This is a genomic window from Providencia sp. PROV040 (genome assembly GCF_032706145.1).
Taxonomy (GTDB): domain Bacteria; phylum Pseudomonadota; class Gammaproteobacteria; order Enterobacterales; family Enterobacteriaceae; genus Providencia; species Providencia hangzhouensis.
In genome coordinates this window covers 3,714,783-3,734,884 of the sequence record NZ_CP120530.1, presented here as the reverse complement: position 1 = coordinate 3,734,884, position 20,102 = coordinate 3,714,783, and the positions used below count along the sequence as shown (strand labels likewise).

The 20,102-nt window shown below is 41.5% G+C and carries 18 protein-coding genes; 9 read left to right on the top strand and 9 right to left on the bottom strand.

Translation table 11 applies throughout. The features are described 5' to 3' along the window. Positions 1–9: 9 nt before the first annotated feature. The gene (gene ygiD, locus P3L40_RS17290) at positions 10–813 is read left to right on the top strand and encodes a 4,5-DOPA dioxygenase extradiol (protein WP_405029955.1); all 804 of its coding nucleotides are present in this window, start codon (positions 10–12) and stop codon (positions 811–813) included. 80 nt (positions 814–893) lie between these two features. Here the strand turns inward: ygiD and P3L40_RS17285 are convergent, their stop codons facing one another. The 3 genes from P3L40_RS17285 to tolC form a co-directional block, all read right to left on the bottom strand. Continuing rightward, positions 894–2,057 (bottom strand): glutathionylspermidine synthase family protein, encoded by a 1,164-nt coding sequence (locus P3L40_RS17285; RefSeq protein ID WP_004908587.1) that lies wholly within the window; start codon positions 2,055–2,057, stop codon positions 894–896. Between the two features lie 6 nt (positions 2,058–2,063). Next, the gene (locus P3L40_RS17280) at positions 2,064–2,768 is read right to left on the bottom strand and encodes a DUF1190 family protein (protein WP_004257725.1); all 705 of its coding nucleotides are present in this window, start codon (positions 2,766–2,768) and stop codon (positions 2,064–2,066) included. A gap of 399 nt (positions 2,769–3,167) precedes the next feature. Then, positions 3,168–4,556 (bottom strand): outer membrane channel protein TolC, encoded by a 1,389-nt coding sequence (gene tolC, locus P3L40_RS17275; RefSeq protein WP_036958003.1) that lies wholly within the window; start codon positions 4,554–4,556, stop codon positions 3,168–3,170. A 305-nt stretch (positions 4,557–4,861) separates the two neighbouring features. Between tolC and nudF the strand changes: the two genes are divergently transcribed. The 7 genes from nudF (at position 4,862) to ftsP (ending at position 13,956) form a co-directional block, all read left to right on the top strand. Continuing rightward, positions 4,862–5,500, top strand: coding sequence for an ADP-ribose diphosphatase (gene nudF, locus P3L40_RS17270; RefSeq protein WP_004257715.1), 639 nt, complete (start codon positions 4,862–4,864; stop codon positions 5,498–5,500). A gap of 143 nt (positions 5,501–5,643) precedes the next feature. Further along, positions 5,644–6,483 carry a 3',5'-cyclic-AMP phosphodiesterase gene (gene cpdA, locus P3L40_RS17265; RefSeq protein WP_004257710.1) on the top strand — a complete coding sequence of 280 codons (840 nt, stop codon included), beginning with the start codon at positions 5,644–5,646 and terminating at the stop codon, positions 6,481–6,483. 7 nt (positions 6,484–6,490) lie between these two features. Continuing rightward, positions 6,491–7,072 carry an esterase YqiA gene (yqiA, locus tag P3L40_RS17260; RefSeq protein WP_196725184.1) on the top strand — a complete coding sequence of 194 codons (582 nt, stop codon included), beginning with the start codon at positions 6,491–6,493 and terminating at the stop codon, positions 7,070–7,072. 87 nt (positions 7,073–7,159) lie between these two features. Next, on the top strand, positions 7,160–9,055 hold the full coding sequence (gene parE / locus P3L40_RS17255; protein ID WP_094961099.1) for a DNA topoisomerase IV subunit B: 1,896 nt from the start codon (positions 7,160–7,162) through the stop codon (positions 9,053–9,055). A 33-nt stretch (positions 9,056–9,088) separates the two neighbouring features. Further along, a complete protein-coding gene (gene parC, locus P3L40_RS17250; protein ID WP_210853202.1) occupies positions 9,089–11,344 on the top strand; it encodes a DNA topoisomerase IV subunit A in 2,256 nt (751 codons plus the stop codon). 109 nt (positions 11,345–11,453) lie between these two features. Next, the gene (locus P3L40_RS17245; RefSeq protein WP_036958188.1) at positions 11,454–12,188 is read left to right on the top strand and encodes a 1-acylglycerol-3-phosphate O-acyltransferase; all 735 of its coding nucleotides are present in this window, start codon (positions 11,454–11,456) and stop codon (positions 12,186–12,188) included. Positions 12,189–12,540: 352 nt separating this feature from the next. Next, the gene (gene ftsP / locus P3L40_RS17240; protein WP_004257690.1) at positions 12,541–13,956 is read left to right on the top strand and encodes a cell division protein FtsP; all 1,416 of its coding nucleotides are present in this window, start codon (positions 12,541–12,543) and stop codon (positions 13,954–13,956) included. Positions 13,957–14,185: 229 nt separating this feature from the next. On the opposite strand, the gene P3L40_RS17235 is transcribed toward ftsP, so the two are convergent. After that, positions 14,186–14,800: a LysE family transporter gene (locus P3L40_RS17235; protein ID WP_136134328.1), complete on the bottom strand. Its 615-nt coding sequence runs from the start codon at positions 14,798–14,800 to the stop codon at positions 14,186–14,188. A 238-nt stretch (positions 14,801–15,038) separates the two neighbouring features. Here P3L40_RS17235 and folA point away from each other — a divergent pair, with 238 nt between their 5' ends. After that, positions 15,039–15,533, top strand: a complete 495-nt coding sequence (gene folA / locus P3L40_RS17230) for a type 3 dihydrofolate reductase (protein ID WP_004257684.1) — start codon at positions 15,039–15,041, stop codon at positions 15,531–15,533. Positions 15,534–15,606: 73 nt separating this feature from the next. On the opposite strand, the gene apaH is transcribed toward folA, so the two are convergent. The 5 genes from apaH to surA are packed head-to-tail and all read right to left on the bottom strand — an operon-like array spanning position 15,607 to position 19,934. Then, positions 15,607–16,434 carry a bis(5'-nucleosyl)-tetraphosphatase (symmetrical) ApaH gene (apaH, locus tag P3L40_RS17225; protein WP_036958002.1) on the bottom strand — a complete coding sequence of 276 codons (828 nt, stop codon included), beginning with the start codon at positions 16,432–16,434 and terminating at the stop codon, positions 15,607–15,609. Positions 16,435–16,436: 2 nt separating this feature from the next. Further along, positions 16,437–16,814 (bottom strand): Co2+/Mg2+ efflux protein ApaG, encoded by a 378-nt coding sequence (gene apaG, locus P3L40_RS17220; RefSeq protein ID WP_004257676.1) that lies wholly within the window; start codon positions 16,812–16,814, stop codon positions 16,437–16,439. An 18-nt stretch (positions 16,815–16,832) separates the two neighbouring features. Continuing rightward, complete coding sequence (gene rsmA / locus P3L40_RS17215) at positions 16,833–17,642, bottom strand: 16S rRNA (adenine(1518)-N(6)/adenine(1519)-N(6))-dimethyltransferase RsmA (protein WP_004257672.1); 810 nt, start codon at positions 17,640–17,642, stop codon at positions 16,833–16,835. Further along, a complete protein-coding gene (gene pdxA, locus P3L40_RS17210; protein WP_094961103.1) occupies positions 17,639–18,631 on the bottom strand; it encodes a 4-hydroxythreonine-4-phosphate dehydrogenase PdxA in 993 nt (330 codons plus the stop codon). The genes rsmA and pdxA overlap by 4 nt, the downstream gene beginning before the upstream one ends. Continuing rightward, positions 18,615–19,934 (bottom strand): peptidylprolyl isomerase SurA, encoded by a 1,320-nt coding sequence (gene surA / locus P3L40_RS17205; RefSeq protein WP_094961104.1) that lies wholly within the window; start codon positions 19,932–19,934, stop codon positions 18,615–18,617. Before surA ends, pdxA begins: the two co-directional genes overlap by 17 nt. Positions 19,935–20,102 lie beyond the last annotated feature (168 nt).

Genomic DNA, 20,102 nt, shown 5'->3' with positions numbered 1-20,102 from the left:
GAAATCATCATGTCATTAAATACTTCGATGGTAAAAAATAAGATCCCTGCCATTTTTATTGGTCATGGTAGCCCAATGAATGCGATTGAGGATAACCCTTACACTCAAGCGTGGGAAAATCTCGGTAAAGCCTTACCTCGGCCACGCGCAATTTTGGTGATTTCAGCCCATTGGTATACGCGCGGTACTGCTGTGACTTCGATGTTAAAACCAAAAACGATTCATGACTTTGGCGGGTTCCCCGAAGCCTTGTATCAAATCGAATATCCAGCTTCTGGTTCTCCTGAATTAGCTCAGCAAGTTGTTTCATTACTCGCCCCTGAGCCAATTTACCTTGATGAACAAGAGTGGGGATTAGACCACGGTACATGGGAAATTTTGCTGCGTATGTATCCAGAAGCGGATATCCCCGTGATCCAACTGAGTATCGATGGTAGCAAGCCCGCCACTTGGCACTATGAACTCGGTAAAAAATTGAGTGTTTTAAGGGAGAAAGGCGTGCTGATTATGGGCAGTGGCAATGTTGTCCACAATTTACGGGCGATGAATTGGCAGAACTCTCATGCTGAGCCGTACCCGTGGGCAATATCTTTTGAAAAATTTGTATATGACAATCTGCAAAGTCATGAAACGCCTCACCCACTGACTAAAGGATTAGAACGGGAGGATGGTAAATTATCTAACCCATCACCAGAACATTACTTGCCTATTTTACCTATTTTAGGAACTTGGGATGGTCAAGAAGAGATCAGTACACCGATTGAAGGAATTGTGTCGGCATCGTTAAGTATGTTGTCTATTCAGGTAGGGTAAGTTTTCTGCAATATAATTGACTAACAAAAAGCCCAAATCATATTGCTATGTTTGGGCTTTCCTTTTAACGCTAAATACGATTAGTCGATGATCGTATGTGGGTAAAAACGTGATAAGTCTTGAGTGATCAATTCTTTGTCTTCACGAATACAGATCCCCGCAGGTTGATCATTCACCAACCAGCTTCCGACTAAGGTGTAGTTACCTTCAAATTGTGGAAGTGGATGGAACTGTTGAATAATCATACCTTCTTCGCCGTATGGGCCGTCTGCGGCTGCAATTTCTTTACCATTTTCGATAATACGGATATTAGCGCCTTCACGAGAAAATAATGGCTTAATAACGTATTTTTCGAGTTCTGGCTGGGTTTTGCCATCCGCAAAATAGGCAGGCAGTAAATTTGGGTGATCTGGGAACATTTCCCACAACATAGGCAATAAAGCTTTGTTAGAAATGATGCTCTTCCATGCAGGTTCTAACCAGCGTACGCCAGCGTCTTGCAATTTAGTCGAGAAAATTTCTCTTAGCATAAATTCCCATGGATATAACTTGAACAGGTTACTAATCACCTGATCTTGGGTATCCGAAAACTCACCTTTTTCACCTAGGCCAATTTCATCGATATATAAGAATTCAGTGGCAATACCCGCTTCATTTGCACAGTCTTGTAGATATTGAACGGTACCGCGATCTTCTTCAGTGTCACGGCAACAAGACATATGCAACAAGCGAAAACCATACTGATCTTTTAATTGCGTAAAGCGTTCGATCAATTGCTCTTGAATACTATTAAACTGATCGGCATTTTCAGGTAATTTCCCTGCTTCAATTTGATCTTCTAACCAGATCCATTGGAAAAATGCAGACTCGTATAATGAGGTTGGAGTATCCGCGTTATTTTCTAAAAGCTTAGGAGGGTTAATACCATCGTAAGCGAGGTCAAGCCTAGAATATAACGAAGGTTGTTCGCTTTTCCATGAGCTGCGAACAAATTCCCAACAATGCTTAGGGATCTGAAAACGTGCCATTAACTCATCGCTTTCAACAACACGTTCAACCACTTTTAGGCACATTTGATGCAACTGCTCGGTTGCATCTTCTATTTCTTCAATTTGTGCCATAGTAAATTGGTAATACGCATCTTCTGACCAGTAGGGCTCACCATACATAGTATGAAATTCAAAGCCAAACTCAGAAGCTTTTTCGCGCCAGTTTGGGCGCTCTACTATAGGAACTCGTTTCATTACTTATCAACCACCCATCGAACGGGAAGAAGAGGTTGATTTTGCAGAAGAAGATGAACGCTGTGCCATCGCTTGTTTATTTACGGTGTCACCAAAACCGCCACGGGTAACTGTTGAAGTTGTTGGTGGTTTAGGTGCCATGGCTGTTTTTGGTACGCTCATGGAACGGCCACCTGCAACAGCAGGGCCATAGCTTTTACCTGAAGCGTCAACAAACTTACCATTGGCAGGGCTAGCTGGGTTTTTTGAGCTGAATAATGGTTGTGATGCAGCGCTACCGCCCATCATACGGCCCATCATATAACCCATCATTAATGGCATCCACATGCTACCGCCGCTGCTTTGTGCTTGAGCCGTTTGTTCACCATTTGTTGAGCTAGTGCCTGCAATACCTGCTTGAGCCGGAGCTTGAGTACACATAGCTTCACCAAACTCAGCAATACAGTCAGCTTGAGTTTCATATTTAGGTGCAGTTTTAGCGGCTTCTTGTAGCGCATTATTGTAGGCGATAGTGCACTGTTCTGCTTGTGATGGGTTCGCTTGGCTACAGTCTTGTGCGTTTGTGTACAATGAGACGGTTTCATCACTTTCTTCACAAGCGGAAAGCATAAATACGGCACTGACCGCAACAGCCACAGGCGCTAAACGGTATGAACGCCAAGACTTACGGAAGGCGCTCTGATTAATATCTTTGGTACGCTTCATGGTCATGGTAATTACCCTGAATTTAATTAAGTAAGATGTTTTTAGATGTTAGCTCTAGGATAGGGGATAAACGCTGAAAATTAAAGCAGAAATATAGGAGAAATGAGCTGAATTTATCATTTTGATAACTTTTTGCTATTTTTTCCTATTTAGCATGGTATTAGTTAAAGGGAAAAATAATATTTTTATTTTATATCAATGTGTTAACTATTGGCTGTTTTTTGCTCTAGCGCGCAGTAATAAGAGTGAGAATTAACTGAATTTGTGCCAGAGGCTAATGAAAAGGGGTTGTAAGCGGTTCAATTAGTGCAAATTAGCAATTCTAAACGATTTACTTGGCTTCCTTCAAAAAATAACCCGCTATATAAGCGGGTCATTATATCATTTTCAAATAAACTAAGAATTTTAATTCATTTTTGGCGCGTTGGTATTACGAATAATACTACTTGCAGAGGTTGAAATCTCTTTACCTAAATTTGCATTTAGGCGGGCAATATCGTCTTCGTTCAATGTGCCACGAGCAAATTCGATATTCAGTTGGTTAATCATGTAGTCATAACGTGCATTAGACAGGTTTTGTTTCGCTTGGTATAGCGCAGTTGTTGCTGTCAACACGTCAACAATGGTACGAGTTCCTACTTGATAGCCAGCTTCCATTGCATCTAATGAGCTTTGTGCGGAAACAACGACTTGTTTGTAGGCATTAATGCTACTGATTGACGATGATACGTTATTAAATGATGAGCGAACTAACTGAATCACATTACGGTAAACGCTTTCTAGTTGTTCACTAGCACCTTGGAAACCATATTGTGCTTGTTCAACTTGAGAACTGACTGCGCCACCAGTATACAGTGGAATGCTTAAATTTAAGCCAATGCTATTTTGACCATTATAGCTGTTGGTCGCACCACCACCATATGGAGTATTATAACCGCTGCCGTGTTGGTAACTATTTGTGACTGATGTTGATGCATCTAAGTTAACTGTTGGCATGTGGCCTGTTTCTGCTAAGCGAATATTTTCACGAGAAACATCTTGTGCTAAACGTGCGCTTAATAGGCTGAGGTTACGCTCTTCTGCTTCTTTTAGGATAGCGTTGATATCGCCCAACTCATTGGTTTTAAAGCGGTCGATATTTAAAGAAGCAAGTTGGCTGTAGTACACGCCACTGACTTGACGCAGTTTTTCAATCGCATTTTCTAAATCATTGCGGCCAGCGACTTCTTGTGCAATAACGCTATCATAGTTTGCACGGGCGTTTTGCACGTCGGTAATGGCAACAAGGCCAACGTTAAAGCGTTGTGTAACTTGGTCTAATTGGCGATAAACGGCTTCTTTATTTGCTTCAATATAAGATAACGCGTCAATCGCTTTTAACACATTAAAATACGCAGTTGCAGTATCTAAAATTAATTGCTGTTGACTTGTTTGGTATGTGACATCAGAAATACCCGCGGTTTTTTCTTGGATAGTCAATTGACGCCATTTCGACATATCAAACACAACTTGAGTGAGTTTCAGTGAAGCATTTAAACCTGTGCTTTCAGTATTTCTTGCGTCACGGTAACCACTGCCGTAGCTAGCTCCTGCACCTAAACCTAATTGTGGCAATAATGGGCTGCGAGATTCATTAATTTTTTCAAAAGCTTGATTACGTTCAGCTAATGATTTTCTTAATTCAGGGTTACTTTCTTTGGATTTTTGGTAAACCTGTAGTAAATCTTCTGCATAGCTATTGGTACTGAGACCCACAAAACTCATCGAAATTAAAAGGGGAAGCAGTTTCTTCATTTTGATTCCTTGATTAAACAGCAAATTAAGTTGAGTCTGTTGCCTAAAACGTACCATGCCTAACTAGGCGATAGATATTAAATTATCCGTTTTAGAGACAGTTATTAAAAACAGACACTACGTTGCTCTTTGATTTGAATAATGGCGCTTATTGTAACAGAGTATCACTTCTATTAACGGTAGCCTTTTGTGCCATTTTGTCTCAATTTATTAAACATTACCTCATCTAAGGTTAAAAAACCTTAAAAACTGTTTTAATCCACAATTATTTCCTTAAGATGGAATAATTGGGTTTGGAGAATGAAATGACAAAACAAATAGAGCAGCCAATTAAATACGGCAAAAATGATGTTGAAATTATATCCAAGCGTAAATTATTTAACGGTTTTTTTCAAATGGTTGAATATCAATTTCGTCATCGCCTTTTCGCGGGGGGATGGAGTAAAGAAATTCGCCGTGAAGTTTTTGAACGCGGTCATGCCGGCGTGGTTTTACCCTATGACCCGAAAGCAGATAGTGTTGTTTTAATTGAACAAATTCGGTTGCCAGCGATTGAGACTAGTGAAACACCCTGGTTACTTGAAGCAGTAGCTGGAATGATAGAGCAAAACGAATCACCGGAAGAGGTTATTCGTCGTGAGGCCGTTGAGGAAGCTGGGCTTATTATTGGTCGCACTGAAAAAGCGGTAAGTTATCTTTCTAGCCCTGGCGGTACGACTGAACGTATGCATGTATTTATCGGTGAAGTTGATAGCAGCCAAGCGAAAGGTGTTCATGGGCTAGCGTCAGAAAATGAAGATATTTGCGTACATGTGGTTAGTCGAGAGCAAGCTTTTCAATGGGTTGAAGACGGCACAATTGATAATGCAGCAACAGTGATAGCGATTCAATGGTTACAACTTCACTATCAAAAACTTCATGAAAAGTGGATGAAACTGTGTTAAATAACGATTAATCTGATGAAGTGTGTGCTGATTATCAGAAAGTTGGAAAGTAAAGCTTTAAGATAGTTGTAAGTATGTTGAGCTTTTATATAGTTGTAATGAATAGATTAGGTACTAAATAATATTTAAGAAAAGGAATACTTTTGGACAGCCAGCTTGAAGTGACTGCAAAGAACTCTAAAGTTGTGAGAATTTTACAGGTTACTGATACGCATCTTTTTGCTAATACAGAAAATACGCTTTTAGGGGTAAATACTTACCGTAGCTATCAGGCGGTACTTGATGCTATCTCAGAGGAAAATCTCCCAATCGACTTAATTGTGGCGACAGGGGATTTAGTTCAAGACCAATCACCACAAGCTTATCAGCATTTTGCGGATGGTATTGCGCGTATTCCTGCTCCTTGCGTATGGCTTCCTGGTAATCATGACTATCCACCGGCTATGGTCAAAACACTCAGAATTGCTGGGATTTCAAGCGCTAAACAAGTTTTAATTGGTGATGAGTGGCAAATCTTGATGCTTGATAGCCAACTTCAAGATGTACCTCATGGCGAGCTTTCTGAACAACAGTTAGAGTGGATGAAAGCCAGCTTAGATGCTGAACCTGAACGTACTACATTGATTATGCTGCATCACCATCCTCTAGCCTCGGGTTGTACTTGGCTTGATCAGCACAGTTTGAGAAATTCACATATTTTAGCTGATTATTTAAAAAGCTACTCAAATGTTAAAGCGATGCTATGTGGCCATATTCACCAAGAAATGGATGAAAACTGGCACGGTATTCGGTTGTTGGCAACGCCTTCTACCTGTGTGCAATTTAAGCCTCACTGTACTAATTTTGCGCTTGATACCGTCGCGCCAGGTTGGCGATATTTAGAATTAAGTATTAATGAGCAAGGGCAAAGGCATATTACAACCCGCGTTCATCGCTTAGATACAAGGGAATTTAGCCCTGACCTTGACTCAGACGGTTATTAATTCGCTTATGTCAACTCTACTTTATATTCATGGTTTTAATAGTTCCCCTCAATCAGCTAAAGCTAATAACTTAAAGCAATGGATTGAGGTGAATTATCCGCAAATTAATATGATTGTACCGCAGTTACCGAATTACCCTCAGCAAGCTCAAGCTATGTTGGATGATATTGTCCAACAGCATCCGCATGAGAAAATGGGGTTAGTCGGCTCTTCGCTCGGCGGTTATTTTTCAATTTGGTTTTCAGAACGTTATCAGCTTCCTGCTGTCGTCGTAAACCCTGCGGTACGTCCTTTTGATTTACTGCAAGATTACTTAGGCGACAATACAAACCCATATACTCATGAACAATATGTGTTGGAAGAAAAGCACATTCATGAGCTAAAATCCTTATACATTGAAAGATTAACTTCCCCTCAGCTTATCTGGTTGTTACAACAAATGGGCGATGAAGTACTTGATTATCGAGAGGCTGTTGCCTATCTTTCAAAGTGCAAACAAACTGTGGAACCTGACGGTAATCATGCCTTTATTGGTTTTGACGCTTACTTTTCTCAAATTGTTGATTTCCTACAATTGGCAGAGAAATAGTGTCAAAACGTATGAACACTGTTATTATCAACAGTAACTCACTGATTGAATAGTTCAATTAATCACCTATTACCGCAGAATGACAACATGACTCAATCTAGTTATAACGCAGAGGCCATTGAAGTCCTCAGTGGTTTAGAGCCTGTTCGCCGTCGTCCGGGGATGTATACCGATACCAGTCGACCGAACCATTTGGCTCAAGAAGTAATTGATAATAGCGTCGATGAAGCGCTTGCGGGGCACGCGAGCCATATTGAGGTTATTTTACATGCCGATCAATCCCTTGAAGTAATTGATGATGGGCGCGGTATGCCTGTCGATATTCACCCAGAAATGAAAGTGTCAGCGGTTGAGCTGATCCTGGGGCAATTACATGCGGGGGGGAAATTCTCCAATAAAAACTACCAATTCTCAGGTGGTTTGCATGGTGTCGGGATTTCTGTCGTCAATGCGTTATCAAAACGTATTGAAGTTACTGTTCGTCGTGATAGCCAAGTGTATCAAATTGCCTTTGAAAATGGCGATAAGGTTGAAGATTTACATGTAATAGGGACTTGTGGAAAACGCAACACAGGGACTAGCGTGCATTTTTGGCCAGATGGCAGCTATTTTGATAGTCCAAAATTTTCAGTAACTCGTTTAACTCATAATTTAAAAGCCAAAGCTGTTTTATGCCCTGGCGTGAAAATCACGTTTAAGGATAAGCTCAACGATACAGAGCAAAGTTGGTGCTACAGTGACGGGTTGACCGATTACCTAATGGAGTCAATTGACGGCCTTGAAGCGTTACCTCCAAAGCCATTTACAGGTGAATTTTCAGGGGAAACAGAAGCCGCACAATGGGCGTTGCTTTGGTTGCCTGAAGGTGGTGAATTACTGACGGAAAGCTACGTTAACCTTATCCCAACAGCACTAGGTGGAACCCATGTTAATGGTTTACGCCAAGGGTTGCTCGATGCGATGCGTGAATTTTGCGAATTCCGCAATATATTGCCTCGTGGTGTTAAGCTCTCAGCAGATGATATTTGGGAGCGTTGTACTTATGTGCTTTCCGTTAAAATGCAAGATCCACAATTTGCGGGGCAAACCAAAGAGCGTCTGTCTTCTCGTCAATGCGCTGCGTTTGTTTCGGGCGTGGTAAAAGATGCCTTCAGTTTATGGCTTAACCAAAACGTGCAAGTGGCTGAACAGCTTGCAGAAATGGCAATTTCTAGCGCGCAGCGTCGAATGCGTGCAGCGAAAAAAGTGGTGCGTAAAAAACTCACCAGTGGCCCTGCTTTACCGGGTAAATTAGCCGATTGTAGCTCGCAAGACCTGAGTATGACGGAATTGTTCCTTGTAGAAGGGGACTCCGCAGGGGGCTCTGCAAAACAAGCGCGTGACCGCGAATACCAAGCTATCATGCCGCTACGCGGTAAAATTCTCAATACATGGGAAGTGTCTTCTGATGAGGTTTTAGCTTCCCAAGAGGTACATGATATCTCTGTTGCTATTGGAATAGACCCTGATAGCGAAGACCTTAGTCAATTACGCTATGGGAAAATTTGCATCCTTGCGGATGCGGACTCCGATGGCTTGCACATTGCTACATTGCTATGTGCGTTATTTGTCCGTCATTTCCCAACATTAGTAAAAGCAGGGCATGTCTATATGGCAATGCCGCCGTTATATCGTATCGATTTAGGCAAAGAAACGTTTTACGCCCTTGATGAAAGCGAAAAAAATGCTGTACTTGAACGCCTTAGCCGCAAGCGAGGTAAACCCAATGTTCAGCGATTTAAAGGGCTGGGGGAAATGAACCCACTGCAATTACGTGAAACGACATTAGATCCAAATACTCGTCGTCTTGTACAGCTAATTATCGATGATGAAAACTACCAAGAAACACTTGCGGTCATGGATATGCTTCTTGCGAAAAAACGCTCTGAAGATCGCCGTAATTGGCTGCAAGAAAAAGGCGATATGGCTGAAATTGATGTCTAATATCCGAATTGCGATGAGAAAGGAACGAATTGAATGAGTGAAATTACTCATGATGGCGTAGAGCGCTTACCGCTTCATGCTTTCACTGAAAATGCCTATCTGAACTATTCGATGTACGTCATCATGGATAGGGCATTACCGTTTATTGGCGATGGGCTTAAACCTGTTCAGCGCCGTATTGTGTATGCAATGTCAGAACTTGGCTTAAGCAACACTGCAAAATATAAAAAATCCGCCAGAACTGTGGGTGATGTTCTCGGTAAATATCATCCACACGGTGATAGAGCTTGTTATGAAGCGATGGTCTTGATGGCGCAGCCGTTTTCTTACCGTTATCCGCTGGTGGATGGTCAAGGAAACTGGGGGGCACCGGATGACCCTAAATCATTCGCAGCAATGCGTTATACCGAATCACGACTATCCAAATACGCTGAAATTTTACTCAGTGAACTTGGTCATGGCACCGTCGATTGGGTACCAAACTTTGATGGTACGCTAAACGAGCCCAAAATGTTGCCTGCACGTTTGCCAAATATTTTGTTAAACGGTACAACGGGTATTGCGGTTGGGATGGCGACAGATATTCCACCACATAACGCCCGAGAAGTGGCTCAAGCTTTGGTTGCTTTACTGGATAAACCTACGCTAAATCTTGATGACATCATGGCATTTGTGCCGGGACCTGATTTCCCTACGGAAGCAGAAATTATTTCTTCCCGTGATGATATTCGTAAGATTTATCAAAATGGGCGCGGCTCTGTACGCATGCGTGCGGTGTGGGAAAAAGAAGATGGTAATGCTGTTATCACGGCTCTCCCTCATCAAGTTTCTGGGGCGAAAGTCTTAGAACAAATCGCCAGCCAAATGCGCGCGAAAAAATTGCCTATGGTTGAAGATTTACGCGATGAATCTAACCATGAAAACCCAACACGTTTGGTGATAGTTCCACGTAGTAATCGTGTTGACCTTGAACAGGTTATGACGCATTTATTTGCGACAACGGATTTAGAGCGTAGTTATCGCGTTAACCTTAATATGATTGGTTTAGATAACCGACCTGCGGTAAAAGGGCTTGTTGAGATCTTAAATGAGTGGATTGCTTACCGTCGCCAAACTGTACGTAATCGCTTAAATCACAGGTTAGAAAAAGTATTAAGACGCTTACATATTTTAGATGGTTTATTGATTGCTTATCTGAATATTGATGAAGTCATTGAAATTATTCGTACAGAAGATGAACCCAAAGCGGTTTTAATGTCACGTTTTAATATCAGTGATACCCAAGCTGAAGCTATTTTAGAGTTAAAATTACGCCATTTAGCCAAGCTTGAAGAAATGAAAATTCGTGGCGAGCAAGATGAATTAGCCAAAGAGCGCGATGATTTACAAGAGATTCTTGGGTCTGAAAGACGTTTAAATACGCTGATTAAAAAAGAGATTCAAGCTGACGCCAAAGATTACGGTGATGACCGTCGCTCCCCATTGCATGAGCGTGAAGAAGCGAAAGCAATGAGCGAACATGAAATTTTACCGTCAGAACCGATTACCGTTGTGCTTTCTGATATGGGGTGGGTGCGAAGTGCTAAAGGGCATGATATCGAGCCGACTAACCTAAATTATAAAGCGGGAGATGGTTTTAAAGGGGCTGCGCGAGGTAAGTCAAATCAGGCGGCGGTATTCCTTGACACAACAGGGCGAAGTTATTCTGTGGATCCGCTTGAATTGCCTTCAGCGCGTAGTCAAGGTGAGCCTCTAACGGGTAAGTTAACTCTGCCTCCAGGTGCATCCATTGAACATGTATTGATGGCGCCTGACGAGCAGAAATATTTAATGGCTTCTGATGCAGGGTACGGTTTTATTTGTACCTTCAATGACTTAGTCACTAAAAATAAAACTGGTAAGGCCTTAATTTCTTTGCCTGAAAATGCAAAAGTATTGGCACCAATTGAACTGCATAATGAACAGGAAGATTTGCTATTGGCAATTACCAAGGCAGGGCGTATGTTAATATTCCCTGTGGCGGATTTACCCCAACTTTCAAAAGGTAAAGGGAATAAAATTATCAATATTGCAGGTGCGCAAGCGGCAACTGGCGATGATTTATTGACTTGGTTGATGATTTTGCCTGTGGGGGCATCAATGACCTTGCATTTCGGTAAGCGGAAGCTGAAGTTTAAAGCAGAAGACTTACAAAAATATCGTTCAGAACGAGGTCGTAAAGGGACGTCGTTACCGCGTGGAATGCACAATATTGAGCGTATTGATATTGAGCCAGTAGAGTCTGAATAATTAACAAAGAACAAACCTTATAAACCTTTTTTAGTATGAACTTCAAAAGGTTTATAAGTAGATAATATTCATCATGGAGCTGAAAAGCTTCTTACAATTTGGGGTTAGTATGTTAGCGCTTATTAGAGCGATCATTGTTATTATTTATACGATTGCGGTGTGTGTAGGGGGGGGGATTTACTGTCTATTTAGCCCTCGTAACCCAAAACACGTAATGACATTTGGTCACATGTTCGGGCGGTTATCAGTCGTTTTTGGGATTAACATTATAAATCGTGTACCCGAGAAAGCTAAGAGCTATGGCCCGAGTATTTATATTGGTAATCACCAAAACAATTACGATATGGTGACTATGTCAAATGGGGTATTACCAAGAACGGTAACCGTTGGTAAAAAAAGCTTGGTTTATATACCTTTTTTTGGCTTTTTATATTGGATAACGGGTAATATTTTAATTGACCGCGCTAATCGCTCTAAAGCCCATAACACAATCACGCAAGTTGCTGACCAGATTAAAAAACGTAAAATTTCTGTGTGGATGTTTCCTGAAGGTACTCGCAGCCGTGGTCGTGGTTTACTGCCATTTAAAACGGGGGCATTTCATGCAGCGATTGCAGCAGGGGTACCGATTGTGCCTGTTTGCGTTTCTAGTACACAAGGTAAAATTAAGTTAAACCGTTGGAATAACGGTACTGTCATTATTGAAATGCTAGACCCTATTGATACATCGCTTTATAGCCGAGAGCAAGTGAGGGAGTTATCTGAGCATTGCCATGCTTTAATGGAAGCCAAAATAAAAGAACTCGATCTCGAAGTCGAAGAAATGGCAAAACAAGGCAAATAACTTAATTCATTGAATTTATTTAAAAATGGGCAATATACAAATATTGCTCATTCTTTTAGGTTGAATACAGCATAAATTGACTTTATTGTTTCCTACCTGTCTTATTTCCTTTTTTAATTACTTACCCTTACTATTTATAATCTTATTAATTATATTTTTACACATTTGCTAGATATTTTTAGAATTTAGCCTTTTTTCGCGATATCATGGCTTACAAATTATTGCGACCTTAAATTGTTGTATCTAAGTTGTTATATTGCTGGGTCCAATCATAAATTAGCCATTTTATAGGCTGAAAATCTACAATACTAAATAATAAAATGCGCTGGAATTTTTGTTTAGCGGAGAATTTATGTCATTCAATCGATGCCAAGCCCTGATAGCGGCAGGGGTGGCTCTATGTTTGTCCTATGTGCCAATTTATGCAAATGCAGAGGGGGCGACAGCTTTACCTGTGCCACCATTATTAGAATCACGGTCTGGACAGCCATTATTTTTAACATTACAAAAAATTCATTGGTCTTATGATGGAAAATATTCAGCCGATATTTGGGGAGTAAATGGTTCTTCCCCTGGGCCGACAGTCAAAGTAAAAAATGGCGATGATATTAAGCTTATTTATAGTAATCGCTTACCTGAAGCCGTTTCGATGACAATCAGCGGGTTGCAAATACCAGGAACACAAATTGGTGGAGCGGCAAGGTTAATTTCACCTAATGCGGACTGGTCTCCAGTGATCCCGATACGTCAAAATGCAGCAACGCTTTGGTATCATGCAAATACTCAAGGGAAAATGGGCGAGCAAGTCTACAATGGTTTATTGGGGATGTGGATCATCGAAGATGATGTGACGAAAAACCTGCGTTTACCTAAACACTATGGTGTTGATGATTTTCCTGTCATTATTCAAGATAAGCGTTTAGATAATTTTGGCGTCCCTGAATACAAAGCCGATGAAAACGGGTTTTTAGGCGATTCATTACTGGTTAATGGCGTACAAAATCCATACATTGAAGTTTCTCGAGGGTGGGTACGTCTACGATTATTAAATGCGTCGAACTCCCGTTATTATGTAATGAAAATCAGTGATGGTCGCCCATTTTCATTGATTGCATCTGATCAAGGGTTATTAACTGTACCTGTTAGTGTTCAGGAACTCCCATTAGCACCGGGGGAACGGCGTGAAGTCTTGATTGATATGGCGAAAACGCAAGAGTTAACCATTACTGCGGGCGAGTCGGCTACCTTTATGGACCGTTTAAAAGGGCTATTTGAACCATCGAATAGCTTAATTTCAACCAATGTATTAACTATCAAGGCAACTGGATTAATGTCATTGGTAACGGATGGTTTACCGGCACAATTAGTTGAAGATAAAACGCAAGTCACATCCAGTATTACACAACGTAATATTCACCTTAATGATGGTTTTGGTATTAACAATGCGACTATTGATACAAACAGGGTTGATTTTTCAAGCCGCCAAGGCAATTGGGAGCGTTGGGTTGTGACGACGAATGAACCGCAAGCATTTCATATTGAAGGTGTGCGCTTTAAGGTCTTAAACCGTAATGGTAAACCAACACCGCCAGAAGATTATGGCTGGAAAGATACAGTGTGGGTTGATAGCCGAGTTGAATTATTAGTTCAAATGATGCAACCGTCCTATAACCATTTCCCGTTCTTATTTTATAGCCACAATTTAGAGAAGGCGGATTTAGGGTCTGTAGGGCAGTTGGTTGTTGCACCGCAAGACACCATGCAATAATTCGTATTACAACAATATTGAATATCCAATAAGCAGGCATTTAGCCTGCTTCAGACTGCTGACAAACATATTATGTTTGGCGGCAAGTCGAATAGGTTTTGAAAATAAACTAGGAAAATCAATTTATTGATTTTCGGCTGATAACACAAAGCGGGAAAAACCACGCTTTTATCCCGCTTTGTCAACAACCTTAAGCAGGCATTTAGCCTGCTTTAGGTTGTTGACAAAGCTAGCTTAGCGCCACTCGAATACCAAAGGCGATTAATACAACGCCGAGAACCTTATCAACATATTTTTGCACTTTTGCTAGGCCTTTTCTTACAGGGGCACTTTGGATTAAAAACACTAAAATAGGCCAGTAGATGACGGCTAAACCCCAAATAATAAAGGCAAACCACAGCTTTTCGCTAACAGTGGAATTAATATCTAGCACTTGGGTAAAAACCGCTAAAAAGAACAGCGTGGCTTTTGGGTTTAATACATTACAGAGAAAACCTTGCATAAAGGCTTTTTTGAATGAAACAATTTCGTGTTTACTGGTTGTTAGATCAACGCTATGGCCGGATTGCGGAAGTAAGCTTTTGACACCGATCCAAATTAAATAGGCTGCACCCGCGTATTTTAAGATATTAAACAGCCAAGGCGTAGTTGTAATCAAGACAGCGAGGCCTGCAACACAGTAAGACATATGCAAAGCGATAGCGACTATCACACCACATGCAGACATTAATGCGGCAGAGCGTTGATAGCGTGCTGAATTTTTAACAATCAAAAAGAAATCTGGCCCTGGAGAAAGCATACCGAGTGCAGCGATGGTCGCAACCATAATACTCGTTTCGTACATGTTATAATCTCTTTTCCCGTTCAATGTTGGTAAATAAAAATGACCTGCTAATGACACTCATATTTAGACTGGTCTTAGAGGGTTCATTTTGTTTTTAAATGTTATTTTTAGTCATAAGTTTATCAATTCGAGTATAAGTGATTCAAACCTGTTTAAGGAAGTTTAAATTTAGTCGACGAAGCAATTCTCTTTCCGTATAGTGTGCTCAATTTTTATATCTTGTTTCTAAGGTGAGTAGATGAATATTAGCTTAATCGCAGCAATGGCGATCGATCAGGTTATCGGCATGGAAAAAGCGATGCCTTGGAATTTGCCGGGGGATCTAGCGTGGTTCAAACGAAATACGTTAAACAAACCGGTTATCATGGGCCGTGTTACCTATGAATCAATTGGGCGCCCATTGCCACAACGTGTGAATATTGTATTAAGTAGTGCTCCTGGTACTGATTCTGATGTTATTTGGGTAACGTCAATTGAAGAAGCATTGGCTGCAGCGCAAGCAATTGAAAATGTTGAAGAGGTGATGGTAATTGGCGGTGGTAAAGTTTATCAACAATTTTTACCGCTAGCGAATAAATTATATTTGACTCACGTTGATGCTGAAGTTATCGGAGATACTCATTTTCCGGCTTATGAGCCTGATGAATGGGATTCTATTTTTACCGAATACCATGAAGCTGACGAAAACAATACCCATGGTTATTGTTTTGAGATCTTAACTAAAAGAGACTAATTTTTAGTTAGAATGCAAAAATGGCGCTTAATTGCGCCATTTTGCTATAACTTGCAATTAACTAGGCAAAAAATTACTCTTTACGGCTTTTTTGATATGACTTTTGCTGGTGGTACTGCTTAGTTTCCCAATGGAATAGCGTTAATTCCCCTCCCCAGCAGCAACCCGTATCTAAAGCATAAACGTTATCAGGAGTGCATTTCCCTTCAAGGGATGCCCAGTGACCAAAAAACACTGAGTAATCCTCAGGAATTTTACTGGGTAGATCGAACCAGGGTTTTAGCGGAGCGGGCGCTTTTTTAGGGTTTTCCTTGCAAATCATATCTAGCTGTCCGTTTGGAAAACAGTAGCGCAGGCGTGTTAAGGCATTGGTACTAAAACGCAAACGAGCTAGCCCCATTAAGCTTTCAGACCAGTTATTTGGCATGTCACCATACATGGAGTCGATGAATAATGGATATGCATCACTAGACAGCACGGCTTCAACTTCCCTTGCACACATTCGTGCTGTTTCGATATCCCATTGTGGTGTTATACCTGCATGAGTCATCAAGATCTTTTTTTCTTCATCAATTTGTAATAAAGGTTGGCGACGTAACCAATTGATCAGTTCGTCAAGATCAGGTGCATGTAATAACTCATCGAGGTGATCTTTCGGCTTGTTACGACTAATTTTACAGTAAATTCCTAACAGATGGAGATCGTGGTTGCCAAGCACTAAACGTGCGGCAGAACCAAGGCTTTTTACATAGCGTAAAACTTGCAGTGATTCAGTTCCGCGGGCAATGAGATCGCCTGTTAACCACAGTGTGTCTTTGGTTGGATCAAAATGGACGCTTTCCATCAAGTCACGGAGCTCACGATAACAACCGTGAATATCACCTACTAAATATGTCGACATAATTAATTAATCAGTGTTGGGATAGCAAGACGAAAAGCAGGGATATCAACGTGGAAACTGTCCCCTTGTGTGCTTATCATCACATAATAACCTTCCATTGTACCCATTGGTGTTTCAAGGATTGCGCCACTGGTATAACGGTATTCTTTTCCTGGTGGGATAAGCGGTTGTTCACCAACCACGCCTTCACCTTGAACTTCGGTCTTATGGCCATCACTGTTAGTAATGAGCCAATAACGGCTCATTAATTGAATAGGCTCTCGTCCTAAATTACGAATGCAGATAGTGTAAGCAAACACATATCTCGCAATATCGGGTTGAGATTGGCTTTCTATATAGACACTCTGAACTTGGATGCTTACATTCGGCTCATTAAGCATAGTGCCTCCTTCAACAGACTATTCTGAACGGTTAGAGAGATAGTTTGCCATTTTACAATATTGTTCAACAGAAATATTTTCTGCTCGGGTGCTTAAATCAATACCCAGTTCTGTTAACTCTTCAACGCTGAATAAATCCCCTAAACTATTACGAATCGTTTTACGGCGTTGGTTGAAAGCTTGTGTGGTAATACGGCTTAAAAATTTAATATCTTTTACCGGATACGGGTTTTCACGATGAGGAATCAACCTAACAATGGCTGAATCTACTTTTGGCGCTGGTGTAAATGCGGTTGGTGGTACTTCCAACACAGGCACCACGTTGCAATAATATTGCGCCATAACACTCAAGCGCCCAAAAGCTTTGCTACCTGGTCCTGCAACCAGACGATTCACCACTTCTTTTTGTAACATGAAATTCATGTCAGAAATAGAATTGGTGAATGTGAATAAGTGAAACATTAACGGTGTGGAGATGTTGTAAGGCAAGTTACCAAAAACGCGCAGGGGCTGGCCCGCTTGTTTGGCTAATTCACCAAAATCTACTGTCATTGCATCTTGCTGAATGATAGTCAATTTATCTTTTAGTTGAGGATGAACGTGTAAACGTGCAGCAAGGTCACGGTCAAGTTCAACTACGGTCATTTTATCGATTCGGCTACCGACAGGTTCGGTTAAGGCACCTAAGCCGGGACCAATTTCTACAATGGACTGACCTGGCAGCGGGTTCATGGCATCCACGATGCTGTCGATAATAAATTGGTCAGTTAAAAAGTTCTGCCCGAAACGTTTGCGGGCAAAGTGCCCCTGATGGACTCGATTATTCATGTATTCTTAGATGTCATTTGGATAGCTAACTTTAATGCGGTGATAAAACTTCCCGCATCAGCATGACCCGTCCCCGCGAGCTCAAGGGCTGTCCCATGGTCGACAGAGGTACGGATAAAAGGCAGGCCGAGAGTGATATTTACTGCTCTGCCAAAACCTTGGTATTTTAACACAGGAAGGCCCTGATCGTGATACATTGCTAACACTGCGTCTGCATGGTCTAAATACTTAGCTTGAAATAGGGTATCTGCAGGCAATGGTCCAATCAAATTAATCCCTTTTGTACGTAGGCTTTCAAGTGCAGGCTCTATAGTATCAATTTCTTCGGTACCCATATGGCCGCCTTCTCCTGCATGTGGATTTAAACCACAAACATAGATGGCCGGTTTTTCAATACCAAATTTGGTTTGTAAATCATGGTGTAAAATGGTGATGACTTCATGAAGGCTTTGTTGGGTAATAGCGGCCGACACGTCCTTGAGTGGCAGATGCGTTGTGGCTAATGCAACACGCAGTTCTTCGGTAGCTAGCATCATAACAACGCGTTCACAGCCACTTCGTTGTGCAAAGAATTCCGTGTGACCACTAAATGACATGCCTGCATCATTAATAATCCCTTTATGTACGGGACCTGTTACAAGCGCTGAAAATTCGCCATTTAAACAGCCGTCACATGCTTTTGCTAAGCTCTCCACAACATATTGGCCATTATCAACATTAAGTACACCTGCCTTTGCAGGCGTTACTAAATGAACAGGTAGAACGGATAAGTGACCTGCAGGCTGTTCTTCATTAATTGAATTGGGGGAATATTCAGTTAATGTCAGAGGCAAATTTAGCGCTTTGGCACGCTGGAGTAATAAATCAGGATCGGCACAAGCAACCAACTCAACAGGCCATTGCTGTTGAGCTAGCTGAATAAGTAGGTCTGGACCAACCCCGGCTGGCTCGCCGGGGGTGATAACAATAGGATTAATTTGTTTTTTCATCTGTAGATTGGCTGTCACGACCATCAACCATTTTCACGTAAGCAGAAGCGCGTTGTTCTTGCATCCAGCTTTGTGCTTCTTCGTTAAATTTACGATTAAACAGTAAACGGTAAGCTTGATCTTTTTGCGCCGCGTCTGTTTTATCAACGTTGCGTGTGTCTTCTAATTGAATTAGGTGCCATCCAAAGTTTGATTGAACAGGTTGGCTTAATTCACCTTTATTCAGTCTCATTAGCGCATCGCGGAAAGCTGGGTCATAGATATCAGGCATATTCCAACCTAATTCACCGCCTTTTAACGCACTACCTGGGTCTTCAGAATTTTCTTTTGCTGCATCTTCAAATGAGATTTTGCCTGAACGAATTTCCTGAGCAATTTTGGTTAATTTTTGTCTTGCCTGTGCATCATCCATAATTGGTGATGACTTAATCAAGATGTGGCGTGCTTTCACTTCTGTGACAGAAATAGGTTGGCTGCCACCACTGACATCGTTAACACGTAAAATATGGTAGCCGACACCAGAGCGAATAGGGCCGACAACATCACCTTTTTTCGCATTTTTCAGTTGTTCAGCAAACACAACGGGTAATTCTTGCAGGCGTGACCAACCCATATTACCGCCTTTCAGTGCTTGAGGATCTGCTGAATAAGCGATAGCTAACTTACCGAAATCTCCGCCTTTTTTCAGTTCAGCTAAAATTTTATCCACTAATGCTTCAGCGGTTTTTAGTTGTTCCTGTGTTGGATTTTCTGCTAACGGAATCAAGATATGGCTTAAATTAACGCCCATCTCATAATTTGCTTGTGAGCTCATTTGTTCAGCAAGAGAATCAACCTCTTGAGGTAAAATGGTCACTCGGCGGCGAACTTCATTGTTACGCACTTCAGCAATCAGCATCTCTTTACGAATTTCGCTACGATACTGATTCATATTGATGCCATCAGCGGTTAAACGTTGTTGCATTTGCTGTAGTGTTAAACCGTTTTGACGAGCGATATCAGTAATAGTTGCATCCACGGCTTCATCTGGAATATTGATTTGCATTTGGCTAGCCATTTGCAAAATGATGTTATCCATAACGAGACGCTCAAGGATCTGATGACGCAGAGTTTGATCATCAGGCACCTGTTGACGTGCGTTCTGAGCATTCAGTTTTACTGTGTTGATCATATTCTGGACGTCACTTTCCAGCACAACACCGTTATTGACGACCGCAGCCACTTTATCCATTTGCTGAGGCGCAGCCAAAGCAGTGGAGCTTGCGAACATCAGTCCCAGAATAAGCGTTCTCCAATTCTTCATAATGGTCCTATAAATATTGACTTTGATTCCGCAAAAGCGGGCTAATCTCTTTTTACTCGTCATACTTCAAGTTGCAGTGTTGTTGACTGCGCTCACTCGCACTAGTCACATACTTGTGTATGCTCCTAGCGACTCAGTCACTTGTCGCCTAACTGCACCTGAGTTATT